The following is an 18,657-nucleotide window of genomic DNA, read 5'->3' on the forward strand; positions in this document are numbered from 1 at the left end:
GTCGACTCCCACCGCGCCGCAGAGCCAGTCGACCGCTCCGGCCCCGCAGAGCCAGCCGCCGGCCGCGGCGCCCGGTGACCGGCCGGCTCCTGCCGCGCCGCAGGCACCCGCGGTCCCGCCCGCGCCGCAGCAGGCGCCCGCTGCCCCGGCGCCGGCCACCTCCCCCGCCGCCCCCGCCTCCGCTCCCGCCGACCTGACCAAGCCCGAGGACGCCCGATGAGCACCCACCAGCCCCCGATGCCGCAGGCCCCGGCCGCCGCGCCCGACTGGCAGGCGGCGCCCGGCGGGTCGTACCCCGGTTACACCTCGCCGATCCCGGTGGTGCGCACCCACCTCGGGCACGCGCTGGCCTCCGAGTGGACCAAGATCAAGTCGGTCCGGTCGACGATGTGGACGCTCGGCGTCTTCATCGTGCTCGTCCTCGGCATCGGTCTGATGGCCGCCTCGGTGGTCAAGTCCAACTCCGGTTCGGAGAGCCTGACGGACCAGGACCCCCTGCAGTTCGGCTTCTTCGGCCTGCTCCTCGGCAGCATGTGCATCATCACGCTCGGCGTGCTGACCACGGCCTCGGAGTACGGCACCGGCATGATCCGCACGACGATGACCGCGTGCCCGAGCCGGAGCCGGGTGCTCGCCGCCAAGGCGGTCGTGTTCTTCCTCGTCGCCTTCGTCGTCACCCTGGCCACGTCCGGCTTCGTGGCCATGGTCCAGGCGTCCATGCTGGAAGGAGTCGGCGGCGCCCCCGCCCCCACCACCGACGAATGGCTCAAGGGGACCGTCGGGATCAGCCTCTACATCGCGCTGCTCGGACTGTTCTCGCTGCTCATCGGCTCGATCATCCGGCACTCGGCGGGCGCCATCACCATCATGATCGGCGCGGTGCTGGCCCCGCTGGTGATCGCCCTGTTCATGGCCTCGCAGTCCCTGGAGAAGGTGCGGCAGTGGCTGCTGGAGTACTCCATCCCGAGCCAGATGAGCTGCTTCTACGACAACGCCCTGAGCCGCTCCGGCCCCAACGGCTGGGACCCGCTGTGGATCATGCTGGGCCTGACGGCCGCCGCGTTCGCCGGCGCCGTCGCGCTGCTGCAGAAGCGGGACGTGTGAGGCCGGTGCCGGCCGGCGCCTAGGTCCTGTCGTCAAACTCCCGCCGTCCGCCCGAAGGGCGGGCCTCGCGGCGTCAGGTGCGTGCTCTCGGTGTGCCGGGCCCTGGCCCTCGTACTGGACGTACTTGGGCCCGGGCCCGGTGCGGCGAGAGTGCGTGCATGGCGTCGCGAGGCAGGCGGGAGTTTGACGACGGGGCCTAGAACCTCGGCGCGTTACGGGACCGCTGCACCCGGGTGGTGCGGCGGTCCTTCGCGTTCCAGCAGGCCTTGTGCCAGTGGCGGCGGTCGTCCACGCCCGCGTACTGGGGCCAGGCCACCACGTGCGGGACGCCGGAGGGGATCAGCTGGTCACAGCCCGGGCAGCGGTAGGTCTTGCCCTCCGCGCTCGCCCCGGCGACATGGCGCACGCTCCACTCCTCGTCCTGCCAGCGCTCGGTCGACTGCCAGCCGCCGTACCGGCCGGCCTGGTCGTCCTCGGCGCTCCGGCCCGACGATCCGGCTGCCTTCGGTCGGTTGCGACGCGGGGACACGGGACACCTCTCGGGGCTATACAGGAAGCACGGCTGTCTCCAGCCTACGCGCCGCCAAGTGGGGTACGGGTACGGAACCAATCCACACAAGTCCCCCTCCAGGGCGGCCCATTCTGCAGACAATCCGCAAATCTCTCCGCCAGGCCGTGTCCTGGGCACGTGTCAGACGGTTATGCCGGGTGGGGGAGCTCCGAGCCGGAGCCAAGGAAGCAGGAAATGCGATGTACGTAGGAAGTTTTGTGCTGGGCGCCCAGTTCCCGGGCCAGGGCCCCGGGGAGGCCCTGCACCGGGCGGTCCGCTCGGCGGAGGTCACCGAGGAGGCCGGCCTCGACGCCGTGTGGCTCGCGGAGCACCACTTCGTGCCGTACGGCACATGCCCGTCCGCCGTCACCCTGGCCGCGCTGCTGCTCGGCCGCACCCGCCGCATCCGGGTCGGCACGGCGGTCAGCGTACTGCCCACCGCCCACCCGGTCGCCCTCGGCGAGCAGGCCGCGCTGCTGCACCTGACGAGCGGCGGCCGGTTCACGCTGGGCGTGGGCCGCGGCGGACCCTGGGTGGACCTGGAGGTCTTCGGCGCGGGCCTGGAGGCGTACGAACACGGATTCCCGGAGTCACTCGACCTGCTGCTGCGCTGGCTGCGCGAGCCACGGGTCGCGGCGTCCGGCGAGCGGTTCCGCTTCCGCGAGGTGCCGGTCGTGCCCCGCCCGTCGGAGGCGCTGACGGAGACCCCGGGTCCCGAGGTCGTCGTCGCGTGCACCTCCCCGGCGAGCGTACGGCTGGCCGCCGAGCGCGGGCTGCCGATGCTGCTCGGCATGCACGTCGGGGACGAGGAAAAGGCCGAGATGGTCGCCCTGTGGCGGCGCTGCGCCCGGGCGGCGGGCCGGCCGGGCGACGAGATCGCGGGCGCCGGGCACGTCTCGGCCGGGGTGTGCCAGCTCGCCGACCGGCGCACGGACGCGGCGGAGACGCTCATGAAGGCCATGCCGGGCTGGCTGAGGCAGGGTCTGGAGGCGCATGTGACGGTCGACGGCCGGGAGCGCGCGATGCGCGACCCCTACGCCTACACCGAACTGCTCTGCGGGCTGCACCCGGTCGGCACCCCGCGACTGGCCGCCGACCGGCTCGCGGCCACCTCGGAGCGCACCGGCATCTCCCGCTTCGCCCTCCTGGTGGAGGGCTCGGGCGATCTCGCCGCGACGGAGGAGAACCTGCGGCGGCTGGGCGCCGAGGTGCTGCCCCAGCTGCGCTGAGCCGCCCGCCGACTCCCGGGCCGCGTTGGGGGCTTGCCGCCCCAGCACTCGATGCACCTCCCGCGGGTGGAGCGGCAAGCAAGCGGCTCACAGCGTCTGCCGTACCGGGGCTGCCCCGTCAGCAGTCCCGAAGTTCCGGCGACTGGTTCAGCAACTGGCTGCGTACCGAGGTGAAGCGGGCCAACGTCTCGTCCACCGAGGCGTCCAGCGGGAACACCGCCACCCGGTGGCAGTTCTGGAAGGCCAGCCGCACACCGAAGTGCCGCTGCAGGGCGCCGCGGATGGCGTCACTCGCGAGCGCACGCAGCAGCTGACCGCGTGCCTGCTCGTCCGGCGGGGGCGTCTGGTTGTCGGCGAACGGTCCGCCGTCGACCTTCAGCTGGGCCACCAGGGAGCTGATCATCTCCCATGCGTAGGGCAGGGAGGTCCGGACGCAGTCGACGAATTCTGCTTCGTCGACCTCGCCTCGCTCGGCCTGTTCGAGTAGGGCCGGTGAGACGTCGAGCGACATGGGTACTCCTCTCGCACCCCCGAAGAGCAGGGGTTGCCGGACAGAAAGGGGAGGTTCGCTATTTCGAACACGCTCAGTACACGGGTCGCGACCTCCCGTTTACTACGGTAGGCAACCGTAGGTGACCACACCAGCAGAATGCGTATATGGAACGGTCCCTTTACGGGCACAATCGGCCACGGATGAACAAGAGTTTCCAGGGACAATTGGGGCGATCGATCGGGAGCGGGGCGGGCGAATCGCGCGCACCGAGGGGCGTCGAGTAGCGTTGCCGACCATGCGTCTCGTCATTGCCCGATGCTCGGTCGACTACGCCGGCCGGCTCACCGCCCACCTGCCCTCGGCGCCCCGCCTGATCCTGGTCAAGGCGGACGGCAGCGTCTCCATCCACGCCGACGACCGGGCCTACAAGCCCCTCAACTGGATGTCGCCGCCCTGCACACTGAAGGAGGGCGCGGGTGAGGACGAGGGCGTGTGGACGGTCGTCAACAAAGCGGGCGAGAAACTGATCATCACGATGGAGGAGATCCTCCACGACTCCTCGCACGAACTCGGCGTGGATCCCGGGCTGATCAAGGACGGCGTGGAGGCGCACCTGCAGGAGCTGCTCGCCGACCGCATCGAGACGCTCGGCGAGGGATACACGCTGATCCGCCGCGAGTACATGACGGCCATCGGGCCGGTGGACATCCTGTGCCGGGACGCCGACGGCGGGACCGTCGCGGTGGAGATCAAGCGCCGGGGCGAGATCGACGGCGTGGAACAACTCACCCGCTACCTGGAGCTGTTGAACCGCGACCCCCATCTGGCGCCGGTCCGCGGCATCTTCGCCGCGCAGGAGATCAAGCCCCAGGCCCGCGTCCTCGCCACCGACCGCGGCATCAACTGCCAGATCCTCGACTACGACGCCCTCCGCGGCATCGAGGACGACAAGCTCCGCCTGTTCTGATCTTTTTCTCCGCCGCGACGGCGCCCTGTACGGGCTGAGCGCCGTTGCGGCGGGAAAGAAGCAGGCCGTGTCACATCACCGTGCCCGGGCCGGTCGGTGTTTCCGTGCCCGTGCCTGTGCTCTGGGATGCGCTCGCGGGGCTGCTGGATGCCGGGCCGCTTGCCGTGTTCGTCGTGGACGGGGCCGTGGAGGTCGGGCTCGTGGTCGGTGACGTGGGTGTGCTGGACGTCGGCGGGGTCGAGGGCGGCGTGCTGCCCCCTGAGGGTGTCGTCGGTGGGGTTGAACTCGGCTTCGTCGTGTGGGACTTGGACGGCGTCGGGGTCGTACCCCCGCTGCTCGTGCCGTTTGTGTGGCTCGGGTGGGATGTGACCGGCTGGGACGGGGTCGGGTCGTCCGTCGTGCCGTATGTGCCGTCGGGGCCCGGGTTCGTGGGGCGGGTGGTGGGGCGGGTCGAGGCGGCGCCCGCCGGTGGGGTCTGGTTCGGGTCGGCGCCCAGGGTGCCGTCGGACGGGTCCTGGCTCGCCGAGGGGTTGACGTCGACCTTGCCGGCCGGGTTCTTGTCGGCGTTGTCGTTGGACGTCATGCCCAGCGTGACGACCGTACCGAGCACGGCGGCGAGCAGCGCCCCGGAGCCGACCGCGACGAGGTTGCGGCGGGCCAGCTGCCGGAAGCCCACGCGCCGGTCCGTGGTGGCGGCCGGGAGCTGGTGGGTGATCAAGGGTTCGCCGAGGGGCACGTACGGCGGCGGCGCCGACTCCTCCTGCCGTACCTCCGGCAGCTCCTCCCCCGCCGACACCGGGATGCCCGGTACGTCACCCGAGCGGTCGGCGACCAGCGCGAGCGCCCGGCGCCCGGCGACCGTGCCCCGCTTGTCGGCGAGCGCCCCGCGCAGCCCGATGGACGCCTCCAACTCGGCGCGGGCCCGGTCGAGCTGGCCGGCGCAGAGCGCGAGGACGCCCAACTCGTGGTGGAAATAGGCTTGATCGGGTACCTCACCGGCCACCCGGGACGCCTCCGCGCCGGACCGCAGCGCCCGTTCCCAGGCGCTGAAGTGCAGGCCGGCGGCGAACGCGGGCGCGGCCGTGCGGGCGAGCCGTACCGCGCAGCTCTCCTCCCCCTCGGCCGGCGGGGCCGGGAGCGGGACGATCGCGGCGAGTGCGGCCAGGACCGCGTCCGCCTCCGCGCACACCCGCTCGGGAGTGACCGAGGGATGCCCGGCCCACCAGGCGTAGTGCTCGGCGGCGGCCAGCGCCTGGGCCGGGGCGTCGTCGGCGTACCCGGCGGCCTCCAGCTGGGTCTGCACACCGGCCGCGAGCCGGTAGCGGCCGCCGACCGGCGAGACCAGTCCGCAGGCGGCCAGCTCGCCGAGCGCGGCGTCGGCGTGGGTGTCGCCGATCAGCGCCGGCAGGTGCGCCTGGTGCGGCACCTCACCGCCGAGGGCGACGGCGAAGCGCAGCGCGGCGCGCGCGGAGGCGCTGAGCCGGGAGGCGAGCAGCGGGGCGGGCGCGGCGGCCTCGCCGAGGGAGGGCAGCGGGACCTCGTCCGCCGGCTCCAGGGACGGCTCGCCCGGTGGGCGCACGTCCTCGAAGACGCCGTACTCGTCCACGGCTCCCGTGCTGGCCCGCAGTTCCTCGCGCTGCCGGAGCAGGGCGCCGGCCTGGACGAACCTGAGCGGCAGTCCCTCGGACTCGAACCACAGGTCGCCGGCCCAGTTGGCCTCCTCCTCGGTGAGGACGCGGCCGACGGTGCGCTCCAGGATCTCCACTCCGCCGGCGCGGTCGAGGCCGGCCAGGAAGACCTCCTCGACCTCGGAGCCCTCGGAGGGCGCGGGCACGTCGGGGGTGGCGCCGATCAGGAAGGCGCACTCGGGGGTGGCGTCGAGGAGCTCGTCGAGCGCGGCGCCGCCGAAGTCGATGTCGTCCAGGACGACGACCGCGCCGATCTCGCGGACGTAGGCGCGCAGTTCGTCCGGGTCGGGACGGTGGCGCGGGGCGTCGTACACGGCGTGGAAGAGGTCGTCCAGGAGGTCGCCCACCGTGCGGTGGAAGCCGTTCAGGCGCACCACGCCGTCGGGGGCGAGGTCCAGGCAGTCCTCGGCGACCAGGTCCAGCAGGGCGGTGCGGCCGCTGCCGCCGGGGCCGGTGAGCCGGACCGAACGGCCGCGGGCCAGCAGCCGGACCAGGCGCTCGCGCTCGTCCTGGCGTTCCAGCAGGGAGAGCGGCCGCTGGGCGGGGCCGGGCGGCACGGGCGGCCGGGCGGCACGCTCGGCCTCGGCGCGCTCGGCGGCGGTGCGCTTGCGGGGCCGCGCCGGTCGCTCGACGGGCGGGCAGGGTTCTATCTCGCTGCCGTCGACGGGGTTCACGGTCAGCAGCAGGTCGCCGGTCACGACGTGCGCCGTACGGGCGAGCGCGGGCGTGCTGTGACCGAAGTCGGAGGTCAGGGATTCCCGGGGCGGCCGGCGGCTCGCGGCCTGGCCGTGCTCCTCGGATCCCCGGTGGATCGGGTCCATGGGTTCCATGGGTTCAAACCCCCCAAAAGCGTCGTGTGCCCGTGATGTCGGCCCCTCCCGGCCTTGTCGCACACCGCGCTGTCGCTTCTGGTCCGGGCCCGCTCGGTCGAGGGTTGCGAGGCGGCGGGCGACCGAACCCTAAACCTTCGCTCAGTATCTCCGACAGGGTGGGGTGCCGTGCGGTCCGAGACATCACAGTCCGGTGAGGATTGCCCGCGTCGCGCGCTTCGACGGCTGCGCCCGGGTCTCCCGCGTCGCCCCTTTCCCACCCGCTCGTGGCGTTACACCCGGGGCAGCGACTCCACCCCGATGCCGCCCTCGATGGCGAGGATGCGGTGCAGCCGGGTGGCGACCAGCAGGCGCTGCATCTGCGGCGGGACACCGCGCAGCACCAGACGGCGCCCGCAGCGGCCGGCCCGCCGATGGGCACCCATGATCACCCCGAGTCCGGTGGCGTCCCAGGAGTCCAGTTCGGACAGGTCGAGCACCAGGTCGCCGACTCCGGTGTCGACGGCCGAGTGCAGGGCCGTACGGGCGTCCGCCGCGCTGCGGACGTCGAGGCGGCCCCCGACGACCAGCTCGGCGTGGTCGCCCCTGATATGCATATGCGCTCCCCGTTGAGTGCGGTTGGCGTACTCCGTGACGTTGCAACGTCTGACTGTGCGAGTGGTGGTGCGGTTGCTGTTTGTAAGCGAACCGATACCGAATTCACCCCGGGGAGTGATACTCCCGGGGGTGAGATCCGGCGAAAGTCCGTGCAGATGGTGCTCAGTACTTGTAGAAGCCCTGCCCGCTCTTGCGGCCGATGTCACCGGCGTCCACCATCCGGCGCATCAGCTCCGGCGGGGCGAACTTCTCGTCCTGGGACTCGGTGTAGATGTTGCCGGTGGCGTGCAGCAGGATGTCCACGCCGGTGAGGTCGGCGGTGGCCAGCGGGCCCATGGCGTGGCCGAAGCCCAGCTTGCAGGCGAGGTCGATGTCCTCGGCCGTCGCGACGCCGGACTCGTAGAGCTTGGTCGCCTCCACCACGAGGGCGGAGATGAGCCGCGTGGTCACGAAGCCGGCCACGTCCCGGTTGACGACGATGCAGGTCTTGCCGACGGACTCGGCGAACTCCCGCGCGGTGGCGAGGGCTTCGTCGCTCGTCTTGTAGCCGCGGACCAGCTCGACGAGCTGCATCATCGGCACCGGCGAGAAGAAGTGGACGCCGACGACCCGCTCGGGGTGCTCGGTGGCCGCCGCGATCTTGGTGATCGGGATGGCGGAGGTGTTGGAGGCGAGCACGGCGTCCTCGCGCACGAGCTTGTCGAGCGCGCGGAAGATCTCGTGCTTGACCTCCAGCTTCTCGAAGACCGCCTCGACCACGATGTCGGCGTCGGCGGCGGCGTCCAGCTCGGTGGTCGGGGTGATACGGGCCAGGGCGGCCTCGGCGTCGTCCGCCGCCAGCTTCCCCTTGCTCACGAACTTGTCGTACGAGGCCTTGATGCCGTCGGTGCCACGCTTCAATGCCTCGTCGGTGACGTCCCGCAGGACGACGTCCCAGCCCGCCTGCGCGGCGACCTGAGCGATCCCGGACCCCATGAGACCGGCCCCGATGACGGCGAGCTTCCGTGCCACTCCGACTCCCTTGAACGCGCTCCAAGTCTGCTTCTCCGGCGGACCATAGCGCTCCGGCGGCGCTGTGTGAGCGGTTAGTAACGCGTGTCACGGTCTCAGAGGCTGAGACGCCCGTCACGGAGCCTCAATTCCGCGCGGGTTCGCGGGGTTTGGCGGCACCTTTTCTCACGGAACCGGCACGTTGCACCCCATCTGACCGCTACGCTCCGTGCTCGGGCCGCTGCACATGGAGCACGAAGGGGGTACGTCATGCCGGCGCGGAAGGTGGTCACGGGACGCAGCCAGGAGCCGCGTAAGCGCTATGCGGAGGAACTCCGGCGCCTGCGCGCCTCCAGAGGCCTGAGCCTGCGTGCACTGGCCGAGGCGGTCGGCTGGGACCCGTCCCTCTTCAAGAAGCTGGAGAGCGGGGAGACGCTGGGCAGTCCGGAGGTCGCCGAGGCGCTGGACGAGTTCTATGGCACGCCTGGGTTGCTGCTGGCGATGTGGGAGCTGGCGGTGGGGGATCCGACGCAGTTCAGGGAGCAGTACCGGCGGTACATGGTCCTGGAGTCCGAGGCGGTGAGCCTGTGGCACTACGCTGTGAGCGCGCCGCCGGGCCTGCTTCAGACGGCCGGGTATGCACGAGAGGCGCTCGCGGCAGGCTGGATCAAAGAGCATGAGCTGGACCAGCAGATCGACGCGCGCCTGGGACGACGTCAGGTGCTGGAGGGCGAGCACCCGCCGCTGTTCCGAGCCATTCTCTCCGAGGCGGTGCTGCGCACGGCCCTGCGGGATACGCGGGCGTGGCGTGAGCAGTTGGAGCACTTGGCACAGGTCGCCGAGCGCCCGAACATCACCCTCCAGGTACTGCCGTTCAGTGCCGGACCCCATGGCCTGACCAACACCGCCGTCATGTTCCTGAGGCTCACGGACGGCCACACAGTCGCCTACTCTGAGAATGACCTGCGCGGCGAACTCGTGGAAGAAAACGCCTCAGTTGAGCTGCTGCAGCGTAGGTACGATGCGATGCGGGACCTCGCGCTGTCCCCGGCCGAGTCATGCAAGTTCATCCTGCGGATGCTGGAGGAAATGCCGTGCGAGCCATCGACCTGAGCGGTGTGACGTGGCGCAAGAGCAGCTACAGCAACACAAGCGGCGGTGAGTGCCTCGAGGTCTGCGACACCCTCCCCTCCACCGTCCCCGTCCGCGACAGCAAGACCCCCGACGCCCCGGCCCTCGTCTTCGCGACCGGCTCCTGGTCGTCGTTCGTCGGCGCCGTCAGGGACGGATCGTTCCGCTAGCGGCGCGCCACCACAGGCGGGCGACGCCCACGGGATGCTGCTTACGGCGTACGTCCGCCCCCTGGGTGTGGCGCGGAGTTCGAGGGTTCCCGTACGGAGCGGGATCGTGGTGAGGGGCCTGCCCGTGCGGTCGTACGCACCGTGACCACGGTCCCCGGGCGATCGGGTCCGTCCAGAGCGGCTTGCCGGAATCCAGCCGCAGCGAGGGTGAACCATCCCTTGCCCGGAGAGGTCTCCGAAGGTCAGCACGGAGCCGACGGTCAGCCCCCTGGCGAAGGGCTCCGCTCTGCCGTGCGCACGGCATAGGTGAGGACCCGTTCGCTCAGCAGGTCCTCGATGTCGTCCAGGAGCGCGAGCACCTCTCGGGACACCTCGCGCGGATCGCGGCCCTTGACCATCTCGCGGCCGATGACGGCGATGACCGTGCCGTGGATCCAGCTGATCTGACCGGCCATCAGGTGGGGCAGTTCGTCGTCGTCCGCGGCGCCGGTTTCCTCGCGCAGCACCTCTTCCAGGTTGGCCTGGACCTCCTGGGCGAGGGCCCAGAGGCGGGAGCGCAGGGCGGGGGCCTCCTCGATGACCTTCATGAAGGCGGCGTAGCCGGGGAGCAGGCCGACCCTTGGTGAGACCGCCTCGACCTCCTCGCGCAGCTCGCGCAGTACGGCGGCGGCGGCCGACTCGCCCTCGGGGCGGCCACGGACCCAGCGGGCGAGGCGGTCGATCATGCCGGCGGAGCGGTCGAAGAAGAGGTCTTCCTTGGCCGGGAAGTAGTTGTAGACGGTGTTGACGGACACGTTCGCCGCCTCCGCGATCTCCGCGACCGTGACCGCGTCGAAGCCGCGCTCGACGAACAGGCCCGTGGCGACATCCGAGATGTACTGCCTGGTCTGCCGCTTCTTCCGCTCCCTGAGCCCCTCTGCCATGCCCGCATCCTAACTTCGCTGGGGCCCATGAAAACTTGGGTGCCTTGAAAACTTGGAGACGTTGCAAAATTTCAGGGACTCTGTTTTTCTGTTCCGCATGGCAGCAGTCATCAGCGCGGCGGGACTCGCCCGCACCTTTCAGACGAAAACCGGACCCGTGGAGGCCGTGCGCGGCATCGACCTCGCCGTACGAGAAGGCGAGATCCTCGGCTTCCTCGGCCCCAACGGCGCCGGGAAGACGACGACCCTGCGGATGCTCACCACCCTGCTGAAGCCGACCGGTGGCGCCGCCACCGTCGCCGGGCGCGACCTGGCGACCGATCCGGTGGGGGTGCGCACGGTGAGCGGGTACGTCGCCCAGTCCGGCGGGGTCGATCCGCAGATCAGCGTGCGGGAGGAGCTGGTCACGCAGGGACGGATGTACCGCCTGCCCAGGGCGCAGGCGAGTGCCCGCGCCGAGGAACTTGCCCGCGACCTGGACCTCACCGAGTTCCTCGACCGGAAGGCCGGCGCGCTCTCCGGCGGGCAGCGGCGGCGGCTGGACATCGCCATGGCGCTCACGCACCGGCCGAAGGTGCTGTTCCTGGACGAGCCGACGACCGGCCTGGACCCGGGCAGCCGCGCCGACCTGTGGGACCTGGTCCGGCGACTGCGCGACGAGCACGGGACGACCGTGTTCCTGACCACCCATTACCTGGACGAGGCCGACGCCCTCGCCGACCGGCTGGTCATCGTCGACCGGGGCACGGTCGCCGCCGAGGGCACGCCGAGCGCGCTGAAGCTGCGGCACGGCGGCTCGATCGACGCGACCCTCCAGGACACGTTCCTCGCCATCACCGGCCGCGGGCCCGCCCCGGCCGACCCCGCCCCCGTCGCCGTATGAGCCGCAAGAGGACCCACACAGAGATGCTTCTCCACGACACCGCACTCGTCTACGGCCGCTATCTGCGCCAGTCCCTGCGCTCCCGCTTCGCGCTGCTCTTCGGGGTGCTCACGCCCCTGCTGTACCTGGTCTTCTTCGGCCCGCTGCTGACCGGTCTCCCCCTGGGCGGCACGGCCGGCTCCTGGCAGGTGCTGGTCCCCGGGCTGCTGCTCCAACTCGGCCTGTTCGGCGCGCTGTTCGCCGGGTTCACGGTGATCGTGGAGAAGGGGCAGGGGGTGGTGGAGCGGATGCGGGTGACCCCCGTCAGCCGGCTCGCCCTGCTCCTCGGCCGGGTGCTGCGCGACGCCACGGTCTTCGTGTTCCAGGCGGTACTGCTGGTGCTGGCCGCGCTGGTGATGGGCCTGCGCGCACCGCTCGCCGGTGTCCTGATCGGCTTCGCGTTCGTCGCCCTGCTCACGCTCTCGCTGGCCTCGCTGTCGTACGCGCTCGGCATGAAGGTCCGCACCCCGCAGGAGTTCGGCCCGCTGATCAACATGGTGTCGATGCCGTCGATGCTGCTGTCCGGCCTGATGCTCCCGATGACCCTCGCACCCACCTGGCTGAACGTCCTGTCGCACTTCGTCCCGTTCCGTTACCTGGTGGACGCGGTGCGTGACGCGTATGTCGGGCACTACGCGAGCGCGCACATGCTCTACGGCGTCCTCGTCGCCGTCGCTTTCGCGGCGCTGGCGGTGACAGTGGGCACACGAGTGTTCCGGACGGCCGGGGCGTAACTAGGCTGGCCGCATGGTCAATCTGACGCGCATCTACACCAGGACCGGCGACAAGGGCACCACCGCGCTCGGTGACATGAGCCGGGTCGCCAAGACCGACCTCCGGATCTCGGCCTACGCCGACGCCAACGAGGCCAACGCGGTGATCGGCACCGCGATCGCGCTGGGGGGTCTGGAGGCGGAGGTGGTCAAGGTGCTCACGCGCGTCCAGAACGACCTGTTCGACGTGGGTGCGGACCTGTCGACGCCGGTCGTGGAGAATCCGGAGTTCCCGCCGCTCAGGGTCGAGCAGTTCTACATCGACAAGCTGGAGGCGGACTGCGACCGCTTCAACGAGCAGCTGGAGAAGCTCCGCTCCTTCATCCTGCCCGGCGGCACCCCGGGCGCGGCCCTGCTGCACCAGGCCTGCACGGTCGTACGCCGCGCCGAGCGCTCCACCTGGGCGGCCCTGGAGGTGCACGGCGAGACGATGAACCCGCTCACGGCGACCTACCTCAACCGTCTGTCCGACCTGCTGTTCATTCTGGCCCGGGTGGCGAACGGGGAAGTCGGCGACGTCCTGTGGGTGCCAGGCGGCGAACGTGACTGAAGCACCCTCCCGGCCGGGGGTCCGGGGGTTGTCCCCCGGGAAATGCAGCATTCTGGCCCGGGTGGCCAACAAGGACCTCGGTGACGTGCTGTGGGTCCCGGGCGGGGAGCGCTGAGCAACCTCCGCCCGGGGACCCCGTCGGGTCAGCGGTCGGTGCCGCTCGTCGCGTCCCGGTCGGCCGCGGCGGCCGCCGACTCGGCCGCGTTCACCTTCTTCTGCATCTCCGCGTATCCGGAGGGCGTGCCGGACCCCGCCGGCGCCTTCGGGGACGCCCCGTCGTGGTGGGCGCAGCCCGCGGTGAGCGCCACGAGCAGCGCCACCGCCGGCAGCGCCGCCCGGCGTGCCCGCATCAGCTCGCCGCCTTCCCGACGCCGCCGTGGGCCTGGCACCACGTCTTCACGTCGTTCAGGTCCGTCTGGCGCTGCTTCAGGTTGGTGACCAGGGACTTGCGGAAGTCCAGCCGGTCCTGGAGGAAGGTGGCGATCTGGGTGTGGCCCGCCTTCTTCGCGTTGTCCACGCGCTGCTGCAGGCGGGCGATCGAGCCCCGGGTGCCGGGCCCGGCGTCCAGCCGCTTCAGGGCGCGCTCGATCCGGCGGTCGATCCTGGGCACCCGCTTGCACAGGGCGTGCGCCCCGTCACCGGTGGGCCCGGGCGCGGGGGTGCTGGTGTCGGCCGAGGCCACCCCGGCGGTGCCCGCCAGTACGGCCGCCACGGCGCACCCCGCGAGCAGGGTGCGCGTACGTCGACGTGCGTTCATCGGTGTCTCCCGTTCCTTTCCGGACGAGCCCGTGTCCCTTGCCGTACGGGCCCGTCGTCCATCCGACGAGACGGAGGCTAGGAAGGGTCTTTGGGGAAACTCTGTGACCGGTTTGCCCCGGCTGTACCGATCAGCCAGTCCCGGCGGCCGGGCAGCACATCGCCGCCCGACGGCAGCCGCACCTCGAAGCGCGCCCCGGTGCCGTCCGGCCCCTCGCGCACGGTGACGCTCCCCCGGTGCAGTGCGGCCTGCTGGGCGACCAGGGTGAGGCCGAGTCCGGAGCCCGCGCTGTCCGGGCCGCGCTGGAACCGCTCGAAGATCCGGGCGCGGGCGGCCGGCGGGACACCGGGCCCGTGGTCGTCCACGGTGACGCGGACGTGCCCGGCGCCGCCGTGCACCCCGACCCGCACCCGGGCCCGGCCCGCCGTGTCCCGGCCGTGGGCGAGGGCGTTGCCGAGCAGGTTGTCGAGGAGCAGGCGCAGGCCCGGCTCCCAGCCGTGCACGGTGAGCCCGGGTGCCGTGTCCAGGGCGATGTCGGCGTCCGGGGCACGGCGGCAGGTCTCGGCGACGGCCGCGTCGGCGACCTCGGACAGGTCGACGTCCCGGAACGCCTCGGCCTCCACCAGGTCGCCGCGCCCCAGCTCGCGCAGCATCACCAGCAGGCCCTGCAGCCGGGCGTGCTCGCGCCGCAGATCGGCGAGCACCTCGGTGCGGTCGGCGTCCGGCAGGCCGGAGTGGTCTGTGAGGATGTCCAGGTTGGTGCCCATGCTCGTCAGCGGGGTGCGCAGTTCGTGCGCGGCGGCGGAGGAGAAGGAACGGGCGGTGTCGAGGGCCTCGGCGGTGCGGGCGGCCTGCTCGTCGTAGCGGGCGAGCACGGTCCTGAGGGTTGCGGCCAGTTCGTCCACCTCCCGTACCCCGGTCCGCTCCTCGGGGAGCCGGGCCGTGGTGGTCCGCGGGTCCAGGCCGGCGGTACGGCGGGTGAGGCGGCGCAGCGGCGCGCTCGCTCCGGTGGCCAGGCCCCAGGCGAGCAGCCCGGCCAGGGGGGCCGCGAGTACGGCGGTGAGGATCACCCGGCGCCGGACGAGGCGGAGTTGGGTGCGGTCGGCGGTGTCGGGCGAGAAGACCCACAGCGTGCCGGAGACGCTGGGGCCCTTCAGGGGCCGGGCCAGGGCCCGCCAACTGCGGGCGCCGTCACGGACGGTGGCGAAGCCGGTGGACACGCCGGGCAGGGCCACGGTCGGGCCGGGCTGGGGTCCGCCGGTGAAGTCCGCGCCCGGCCCGACGACGCGTACGCCGACGTCGAGCGCGGCGCTGAACAGTTTCCGCTCCCGGGTGTCCGCCGCCTTGGGGCGGCCGTTCGCCGTGGCCCGCAGCAGTGCCCGGGCCTCGGGGGCGACGGCCACCGCGCGCTGCCGCAGATGCTGGTCCTCGGTGCGGTGCAGATCGCGGGCGACCAGGTTCAGCAGCAGCCAGCCGCAGGCCAGCACCAGCAGCGGGACGGTGCAGCCGACGGCGAGGGCGATACGGGTGGACAGCCTCACGGCCGTTCCCTCAGCACGAAGCCCACCCCGCGCACGGTGTGGATCAGCCGGGGCCGCCCGTCCGCCTCCAGTTTGCGCCGCAGATAGCTGACGAAGGTGTCGACGGCGTCGGTGCGCACGTCGAAGTCGTAGCCCCACACCCGCTCCAGGAGCTGGTCGCGGGTCAGGACCAGTCCGGCGTTGCGGGCGAGCACCTCCAGCAGCTCGAACTCGCGCCGGGTGAGGTCCAGGGGCGTGCCGTCCCGCTCGGCGGTGCGCGCGTCCGGGTCGATCACCAGGTCCGCGACGCGCAGCCGTTCGCGGCCGACCGGCGGGCGGCGGCGCAGCAGGGCGCGCAGCCGCAGCACCAGTTCCTGCAGGGCGAACGGCTTGACCAGGTAGTCGTCGCCGCCCGCCTGGAGGCCGGCGATCCGGTCGGCGGTCTCGTCCAGCGCGGACAGCATCAGCACGGGCAGGTCCCGGCCCTCGGCGCGCAGCCGGGTGCACACCTCGATGCCGCTCATGCCGGGCATCGACACGTCGAGCACCAGCACATCGGGCGGCGCGTCCGCCATCGCCGCCAGCGCCTCCGCCCCGTCACCGGCGGTCCGCACCGCGAATCCGTTCAGCCTGAGCCCACGCTCCAGCGCCCGCCGGATCGCCGCGTCGTCATCAACGACCAGCACCGCACCGCGGCTCGCCGTCTCCGTCATCCGCCGCCCTCCTCGTCGCCGGCCAGCGTACGACCCGGCACCGGGCGCGCGGCAGGGCGGGCGGGGCTGTAGCGGCCACCTGGGCGGCGCTGGTCGTCCAGGCCATCAGCGTACGGATGCCGGAACCGGCCCGGAGGGCTCAGGGCTGGTCGGTCGGCTCGCGCTTGGGGAACAAGGTGTAGCTCCCGGCGATCACCAGGTTGATGCCGATCACCCAGAGCATGCTCCGCTGCCAGGTCCGCAGGGAGCTGGTGTCGCCGTCGCCGACGTACCAGGCGGCGGCCTGGAGCAGGGCGAGGGCGACGCACGCGGCCAGGATCCAGCGGGCGGCGACCTTCCATTCGTGGACGGTGCGGGCCGTGCCGTACTTGGGGGGCCTCGGCGGGCGCGGACCGCCGGCGAAGCGGTGGGCGACCCAGGCGTCCGCCCAGCTGATCGTGGAGTGGCCGAGGCCGACCGTGAAGCCGATGTAGACGGCGGCCAGGCCATGGCGCCAGTCCGGCTGCGCGCCGTTCCTCAGGTCGATCGCGGTCACGGCGAACAGCACCAGCTCCAGCAGGGGCTCGCACAACAGCAACGCCACGCTCGTACGGCGCCACTTCAGCAGGTACCGCGCGGCCAGCGCGGCCGCGAGCAGCACCCAGAACGCCACCTCGCAGGCGACGACAAACCCGACGATCACGGTTCACTCCCCTCGCTCACCCTTCCAGGCTCCCGGCGTCGGAGGCGCGGATCGTCGTCGTCGCGGCCGAGACCCGGTGTAAACGAAAGTCGCAGCCAGGGCGGTTCAGGACCCTGCCCGGGGTGCAGGCCGGCACGGCCGCGGGGCGTGTTGGATAGGGGTATGGCCCTCGCACTCCCCCGCCCGCACCGCGACGACGTGCGCATCGCCGTGAGCGGGCTGCTCGGCGGGGTGTTGCTGTGGGCGCTTGGGCTCCACCCCCGCGTGCCCTCGGCCCCGGTCGTGCTGTGGGCGGCGCCCTGGGCCCCGCTGGTGCCGCTGGCGGTGACGGCGGCGTGCGAGCCGCTGCGCCGCACCCGACCCCGGCTCGGGCTGCTCGCCGGCACCCTCGCGCTGGCCGTGGACACGGTGACGGTCGGCAACGTCGTCACCGTCCTGCTGTACACCGACCTGGTCTACGCGGCCGTCCTGTACGGCACCCCGTCCTCGGCCCGCCGCATCCCCTGGATCACCGGACTGCTGACGGTGCTCGGCGGAGTCGTACCCGCGGCTCTCTGGCGGGACCCGGCCGCGCTGCTGATCGGTGTGGGCGTCGGCGTGGTGGCGCTGGCGCCCGCCGCGACGGGCTGGGTGGTGCGCGACCACCGTGACGCCGCCGAGGCCGCCCGGCTGCGCGCCGAACAGACCGCGCTGCTCGCCGAGATGGACCGGACCCAGGCGGTCACGGCCGAACGGGCCCGCATGGCACGGGAGTTGCACGACATGGTGGCGGGTCACCTGTCAGCGATCGCCATCCACTCCACGGCCGCGCTGTCCCTGGACGATCCGGCCACCTCCCGGGACGCCCTGACGGTGATCCGGGAGAACAGCGTGGCGGGGCTGGCCGAGATGCGTCGGCTGATCAGCATCCTGCGGGACAGCGGCGGCGACCTGGAACCGGCTGCCACACCGACCCTCGACGGCCTCGCCGCCCTGGTCGACGGCGCCCGCGCGGGCGGCCTGGACGTCCGGCTGGACGCCGGGCACGGCCGGGTGCCGGCGCCGGTGGAGCTGGCCGCCTACCGGATCGTGCAGGAGTCGCTCACCAACGCGCTCAAGCACGCGGCCCCGGGACCCGTCCGGGTCACCCTGCGGCAGGCCGACCGCATCCTGCACATCGAGGTCACGAGCCCCTACCGGCCCGGTGACACACCGCGCGCCCCCGGCTCGGGCTCCGGGCTCACCGGGATGCGGGAGCGGGCCGCGCTGCTCGGCGGCGGCTTCACGGCCGGTCCCGAGGCCGGCCTGTGGACCGTACGCGCCCGCCTTCCGCTCACCGAAGGAGCCCCCGCATGAACCAGCCCGACCGGCCCGACCGGCCCGTCCGGGTTCTCGTCGCCGAGGACCAGTCCGCCGTGCGCTCCGGGCTCGTCCTGATCCTGCGCAGCGCGCCGGACATCGAGGTGGTCGGGGAGGCCGCGGACGGCGAGCGGGCGGTGGAGCTGGCCCGGGAACTGCGGCCGGACGTCGTGCTGATGGACGTGCAGATGCCGCGCCTGGACGGGGTGTCGGCGACCCGGCGGATCGTCGCCGAAGGGTTCGCGGACGTCCTCGTGCTGACCACCTTCGACCTGGACGAGTACGTCTTCGGGGCACTGCGGGCCGGGGCGGCGGGCTTCCTGCTGAAGAACGCCGAGGCGCGGGATCTGCTGGAGGCGGTGCGCACGGTGGCGCGCGGCGAGGGGATCGTCGCGCCGGCCGTGACCCGGCGCCTGATCGCGGAGTTCGCGGCCGGTCCGGCCCGGGAGGCGAAGGCCGATCCGGCGGTGCTGGACGGTCTGACCCCGCGCGAGCGCGAGGTGCTGTCCTGCGTCGGGCAGGGGCTGTCGAACGCGGAGATCGGCGGGCGGCTGGGGATGGCCGAGGGCACGGTGAAGACGCACGTCAGCCGGCTGCTGGCCAAGCTGGAGCTGCGCAGCCGGGTGCAAGCGGCCGTACTGGCCCAGGAGTTGGGGATCTGAGGCGGACGCCCGGAGCACCCCGGGAATTGGTCCAGACCTATTGACCTGTGGTCCAGACCTTTCTACTC

Annotated in this window: 21 protein-coding genes and 1 pseudogene; 11 read left to right on the top strand and 11 right to left on the bottom strand. The window is 72.3% G+C overall.

The genetic code is table 11. The features are described 5' to 3' along the window. Both ABB07_RS12365 and ABB07_RS12370 read left to right on the top strand, forming a co-directional pair. Positions 1-220, top strand: a pseudogene (locus tag ABB07_RS12365) (hypothetical protein); the annotation flags it as partial. Next, positions 217-1,104, top strand: coding sequence for an ABC transporter permease (locus tag ABB07_RS12370; RefSeq protein WP_208898770.1), 888 nt, complete (start codon positions 217-219; stop codon positions 1,102-1,104). The pseudogene ABB07_RS12365 and the gene ABB07_RS12370, both read left to right, overlap by 4 nt. 196 nt (positions 1,105-1,300) lie before the next feature. On the opposite strand, the gene ABB07_RS12375 is transcribed toward ABB07_RS12370, so the two are convergent. After that, on the bottom strand, positions 1,301-1,633 hold the full coding sequence (locus ABB07_RS12375) for an ATP/GTP-binding protein (RefSeq protein WP_208898771.1): 333 nt from the start codon (positions 1,631-1,633) through the stop codon (positions 1,301-1,303). Positions 1,634-1,854: 221 nt separating this feature from the next. Between ABB07_RS12375 and ABB07_RS12380 the strand changes: the two genes are divergently transcribed. Continuing rightward, positions 1,855-2,883 carry an LLM class flavin-dependent oxidoreductase gene (locus tag ABB07_RS12380; protein WP_208898772.1) on the top strand — a complete coding sequence of 343 codons (1,029 nt, stop codon included), beginning with the start codon at positions 1,855-1,857 and terminating at the stop codon, positions 2,881-2,883. Positions 2,884-3,001: 118 nt separating this feature from the next. Here the strand turns inward: ABB07_RS12380 and ABB07_RS12385 are convergent, their stop codons facing one another. Then, complete coding sequence (locus ABB07_RS12385; protein ID WP_055704181.1) at positions 3,002-3,394, bottom strand: SCO5389 family protein; 393 nt, start codon at positions 3,392-3,394, stop codon at positions 3,002-3,004. 277 nt (positions 3,395-3,671) lie between these two features. Here ABB07_RS12385 and nucS point away from each other — a divergent pair, with 277 nt between their 5' ends. Then, positions 3,672-4,343 (top strand): endonuclease NucS, encoded by a 672-nt coding sequence (gene nucS / locus ABB07_RS12390; protein ID WP_208898773.1) that lies wholly within the window; start codon positions 3,672-3,674, stop codon positions 4,341-4,343. 70 nt (positions 4,344-4,413) lie between these two features. Here nucS and ABB07_RS12395 read toward each other — a convergent pair whose 3' ends face one another. From ABB07_RS12395 to ABB07_RS12405, 3 genes are all read right to left on the bottom strand, one after another. After that, entirely contained in the window at positions 4,414-6,852 is a 2,439-nt protein-coding gene (locus ABB07_RS12395) for an ATP-binding protein (protein ID WP_208903404.1), read from the bottom strand. 281 nt (positions 6,853-7,133) lie between these two features. Beyond that, positions 7,134-7,457: an STAS domain-containing protein gene (locus tag ABB07_RS12400; RefSeq protein ID WP_014675024.1), complete on the bottom strand. Its 324-nt coding sequence runs from the start codon at positions 7,455-7,457 to the stop codon at positions 7,134-7,136. A gap of 163 nt (positions 7,458-7,620) precedes the next feature. Next, positions 7,621-8,469, bottom strand: coding sequence for a 3-hydroxyacyl-CoA dehydrogenase family protein (locus ABB07_RS12405; RefSeq protein WP_208898774.1), 849 nt, complete (start codon positions 8,467-8,469; stop codon positions 7,621-7,623). Positions 8,470-8,718: 249 nt separating this feature from the next. Here ABB07_RS12405 and ABB07_RS12410 point away from each other — a divergent pair, with 249 nt between their 5' ends. After that, a complete protein-coding gene (locus ABB07_RS12410) occupies positions 8,719-9,561 on the top strand; it encodes a helix-turn-helix domain-containing protein (protein WP_208898775.1) in 843 nt (280 codons plus the stop codon). Next, on the top strand, positions 9,543-9,749 hold the full coding sequence (locus tag ABB07_RS12415) for a DUF397 domain-containing protein (RefSeq protein ID WP_208898776.1): 207 nt from the start codon (positions 9,543-9,545) through the stop codon (positions 9,747-9,749). The genes ABB07_RS12410 and ABB07_RS12415 overlap by 19 nt, the downstream gene beginning before the upstream one ends. A 260-nt stretch (positions 9,750-10,009) precedes the next feature. On the opposite strand, the gene ABB07_RS12420 is transcribed toward ABB07_RS12415, so the two are convergent. Next, a complete protein-coding gene (locus ABB07_RS12420; protein WP_208898777.1) occupies positions 10,010-10,672 on the bottom strand; it encodes a TetR/AcrR family transcriptional regulator in 663 nt (220 codons plus the stop codon). Between the two features lie 97 nt (positions 10,673-10,769). Here ABB07_RS12420 and ABB07_RS12425 point away from each other — a divergent pair, with 97 nt between their 5' ends. From ABB07_RS12425 to ABB07_RS12435, 3 genes are read left to right on the top strand one after another with little or no spacing between them, the layout of a single operon-like run. Beyond that, on the top strand, positions 10,770-11,555 hold the full coding sequence (locus ABB07_RS12425) for an ABC transporter ATP-binding protein (protein ID WP_208898778.1): 786 nt from the start codon (positions 10,770-10,772) through the stop codon (positions 11,553-11,555). A gap of 23 nt (positions 11,556-11,578) precedes the next feature. Then, complete coding sequence (locus ABB07_RS12430) at positions 11,579-12,328, top strand: ABC transporter permease (RefSeq protein ID WP_208898779.1); 750 nt, start codon at positions 11,579-11,581, stop codon at positions 12,326-12,328. A gap of 13 nt (positions 12,329-12,341) precedes the next feature. After that, positions 12,342-12,917: a cob(I)yrinic acid a,c-diamide adenosyltransferase gene (locus ABB07_RS12435; protein ID WP_208898780.1), complete on the top strand. Its 576-nt coding sequence runs from the start codon at positions 12,342-12,344 to the stop codon at positions 12,915-12,917. A gap of 143 nt (positions 12,918-13,060) precedes the next feature. On the opposite strand, the gene ABB07_RS12440 is transcribed toward ABB07_RS12435, so the two are convergent. The 5 genes from ABB07_RS12440 to ABB07_RS12460 all read right to left on the bottom strand — a co-directional run bounded on the left by ABB07_RS12440 (position 13,061) and on the right by ABB07_RS12460 (position 16,589). Continuing rightward, positions 13,061-13,267, bottom strand: coding sequence for a hypothetical protein (locus tag ABB07_RS12440; protein ID WP_208898781.1), 207 nt, complete (start codon positions 13,265-13,267; stop codon positions 13,061-13,063). After that, positions 13,267-13,674 carry a hypothetical protein gene (locus tag ABB07_RS12445; RefSeq protein ID WP_208898782.1) on the bottom strand — a complete coding sequence of 136 codons (408 nt, stop codon included), beginning with the start codon at positions 13,672-13,674 and terminating at the stop codon, positions 13,267-13,269. The genes ABB07_RS12440 and ABB07_RS12445 overlap by 1 nt, the downstream gene beginning before the upstream one ends. A 77-nt stretch (positions 13,675-13,751) precedes the next feature. Continuing rightward, positions 13,752-15,215, bottom strand: coding sequence for a sensor histidine kinase (locus ABB07_RS12450; RefSeq protein WP_208898783.1), 1,464 nt, complete (start codon positions 15,213-15,215; stop codon positions 13,752-13,754). Continuing rightward, positions 15,212-15,907 (bottom strand): response regulator transcription factor, encoded by a 696-nt coding sequence (locus ABB07_RS12455; protein ID WP_208898784.1) that lies wholly within the window; start codon positions 15,905-15,907, stop codon positions 15,212-15,214. Before ABB07_RS12455 ends, ABB07_RS12450 begins: the two co-directional genes overlap by 4 nt. Positions 15,908-16,046: 139 nt before the next feature. After that, a complete protein-coding gene (locus tag ABB07_RS12460; RefSeq protein ID WP_208898785.1) occupies positions 16,047-16,589 on the bottom strand; it encodes a hypothetical protein in 543 nt (180 codons plus the stop codon). 162 nt (positions 16,590-16,751) lie between these two features. On the opposite strand from ABB07_RS12460, the gene ABB07_RS12465 reads away from it, so the two are divergent. Both ABB07_RS12465 and ABB07_RS12470 read left to right on the top strand, forming a co-directional pair. Beyond that, a complete protein-coding gene (locus ABB07_RS12465; protein ID WP_208898786.1) occupies positions 16,752-17,924 on the top strand; it encodes a sensor histidine kinase in 1,173 nt (390 codons plus the stop codon). After that, positions 17,921-18,589: a response regulator gene (locus tag ABB07_RS12470; protein ID WP_208898787.1), complete on the top strand. Its 669-nt coding sequence runs from the start codon at positions 17,921-17,923 to the stop codon at positions 18,587-18,589. The genes ABB07_RS12465 and ABB07_RS12470 overlap by 4 nt, the downstream gene beginning before the upstream one ends. Positions 18,590-18,657: the final 68 nt, after the last annotated feature.

The sequence above is a fragment of the Streptomyces incarnatus genome (genome assembly GCF_001027185.1).
GTDB classification, from domain to species: domain Bacteria; phylum Actinomycetota; class Actinomycetes; order Streptomycetales; family Streptomycetaceae; genus Streptomyces; species Streptomyces puniciscabiei.

Coding starts and splice junctions, on each gene's coding strand:
- ABB07_RS12440 (WP_208898781.1), bottom strand. CDS start 13,267: ATGCGGGCACGCCGGGCGGCGCTGCCGGCGGTGGCGCTGCTCGTGGCG.
- ABB07_RS12425 (WP_208898778.1), top strand. CDS start 10,770: ATGGCAGCAGTCATCAGCGCGGCGGGACTCGCCCGCACCTTTCAGACG.
- ABB07_RS12385 (WP_055704181.1), bottom strand. CDS start 3,394: ATGTCGCTCGACGTCTCACCGGCCCTACTCGAACAGGCCGAGCGAGGC.
- ABB07_RS12410 (WP_208898775.1), top strand. CDS start 8,719: ATGCCGGCGCGGAAGGTGGTCACGGGACGCAGCCAGGAGCCGCGTAAG.
- ABB07_RS12370 (WP_208898770.1), top strand. CDS start 217: ATGAGCACCCACCAGCCCCCGATGCCGCAGGCCCCGGCCGCCGCGCCC.
- nucS (WP_208898773.1), top strand. CDS start 3,672: ATGCGTCTCGTCATTGCCCGATGCTCGGTCGACTACGCCGGCCGGCTC.
- ABB07_RS12435 (WP_208898780.1), top strand. CDS start 12,342: ATGGTCAATCTGACGCGCATCTACACCAGGACCGGCGACAAGGGCACC.
- ABB07_RS12420 (WP_208898777.1), bottom strand. CDS start 10,672: ATGGCAGAGGGGCTCAGGGAGCGGAAGAAGCGGCAGACCAGGCAGTAC.
- ABB07_RS12380 (WP_208898772.1), top strand. CDS start 1,855: ATGTACGTAGGAAGTTTTGTGCTGGGCGCCCAGTTCCCGGGCCAGGGC.
- ABB07_RS12400 (WP_014675024.1), bottom strand. CDS start 7,457: ATGCATATCAGGGGCGACCACGCCGAGCTGGTCGTCGGGGGCCGCCTC.
- ABB07_RS12445 (WP_208898782.1), bottom strand. CDS start 13,674: ATGAACGCACGTCGACGTACGCGCACCCTGCTCGCGGGGTGCGCCGTG.
- ABB07_RS12430 (WP_208898779.1), top strand. CDS start 11,579: ATGCTTCTCCACGACACCGCACTCGTCTACGGCCGCTATCTGCGCCAG.
- ABB07_RS12470 (WP_208898787.1), top strand. CDS start 17,921: ATGAACCAGCCCGACCGGCCCGACCGGCCCGTCCGGGTTCTCGTCGCC.
- ABB07_RS12395 (WP_208903404.1), bottom strand. CDS start 6,852: ATGGACCCGATCCACCGGGGATCCGAGGAGCACGGCCAGGCCGCGAGC.
- ABB07_RS12465 (WP_208898786.1), top strand. CDS start 16,752: ATGGCCCTCGCACTCCCCCGCCCGCACCGCGACGACGTGCGCATCGCC.
- ABB07_RS12455 (WP_208898784.1), bottom strand. CDS start 15,907: ATGACGGAGACGGCGAGCCGCGGTGCGGTGCTGGTCGTTGATGACGAC.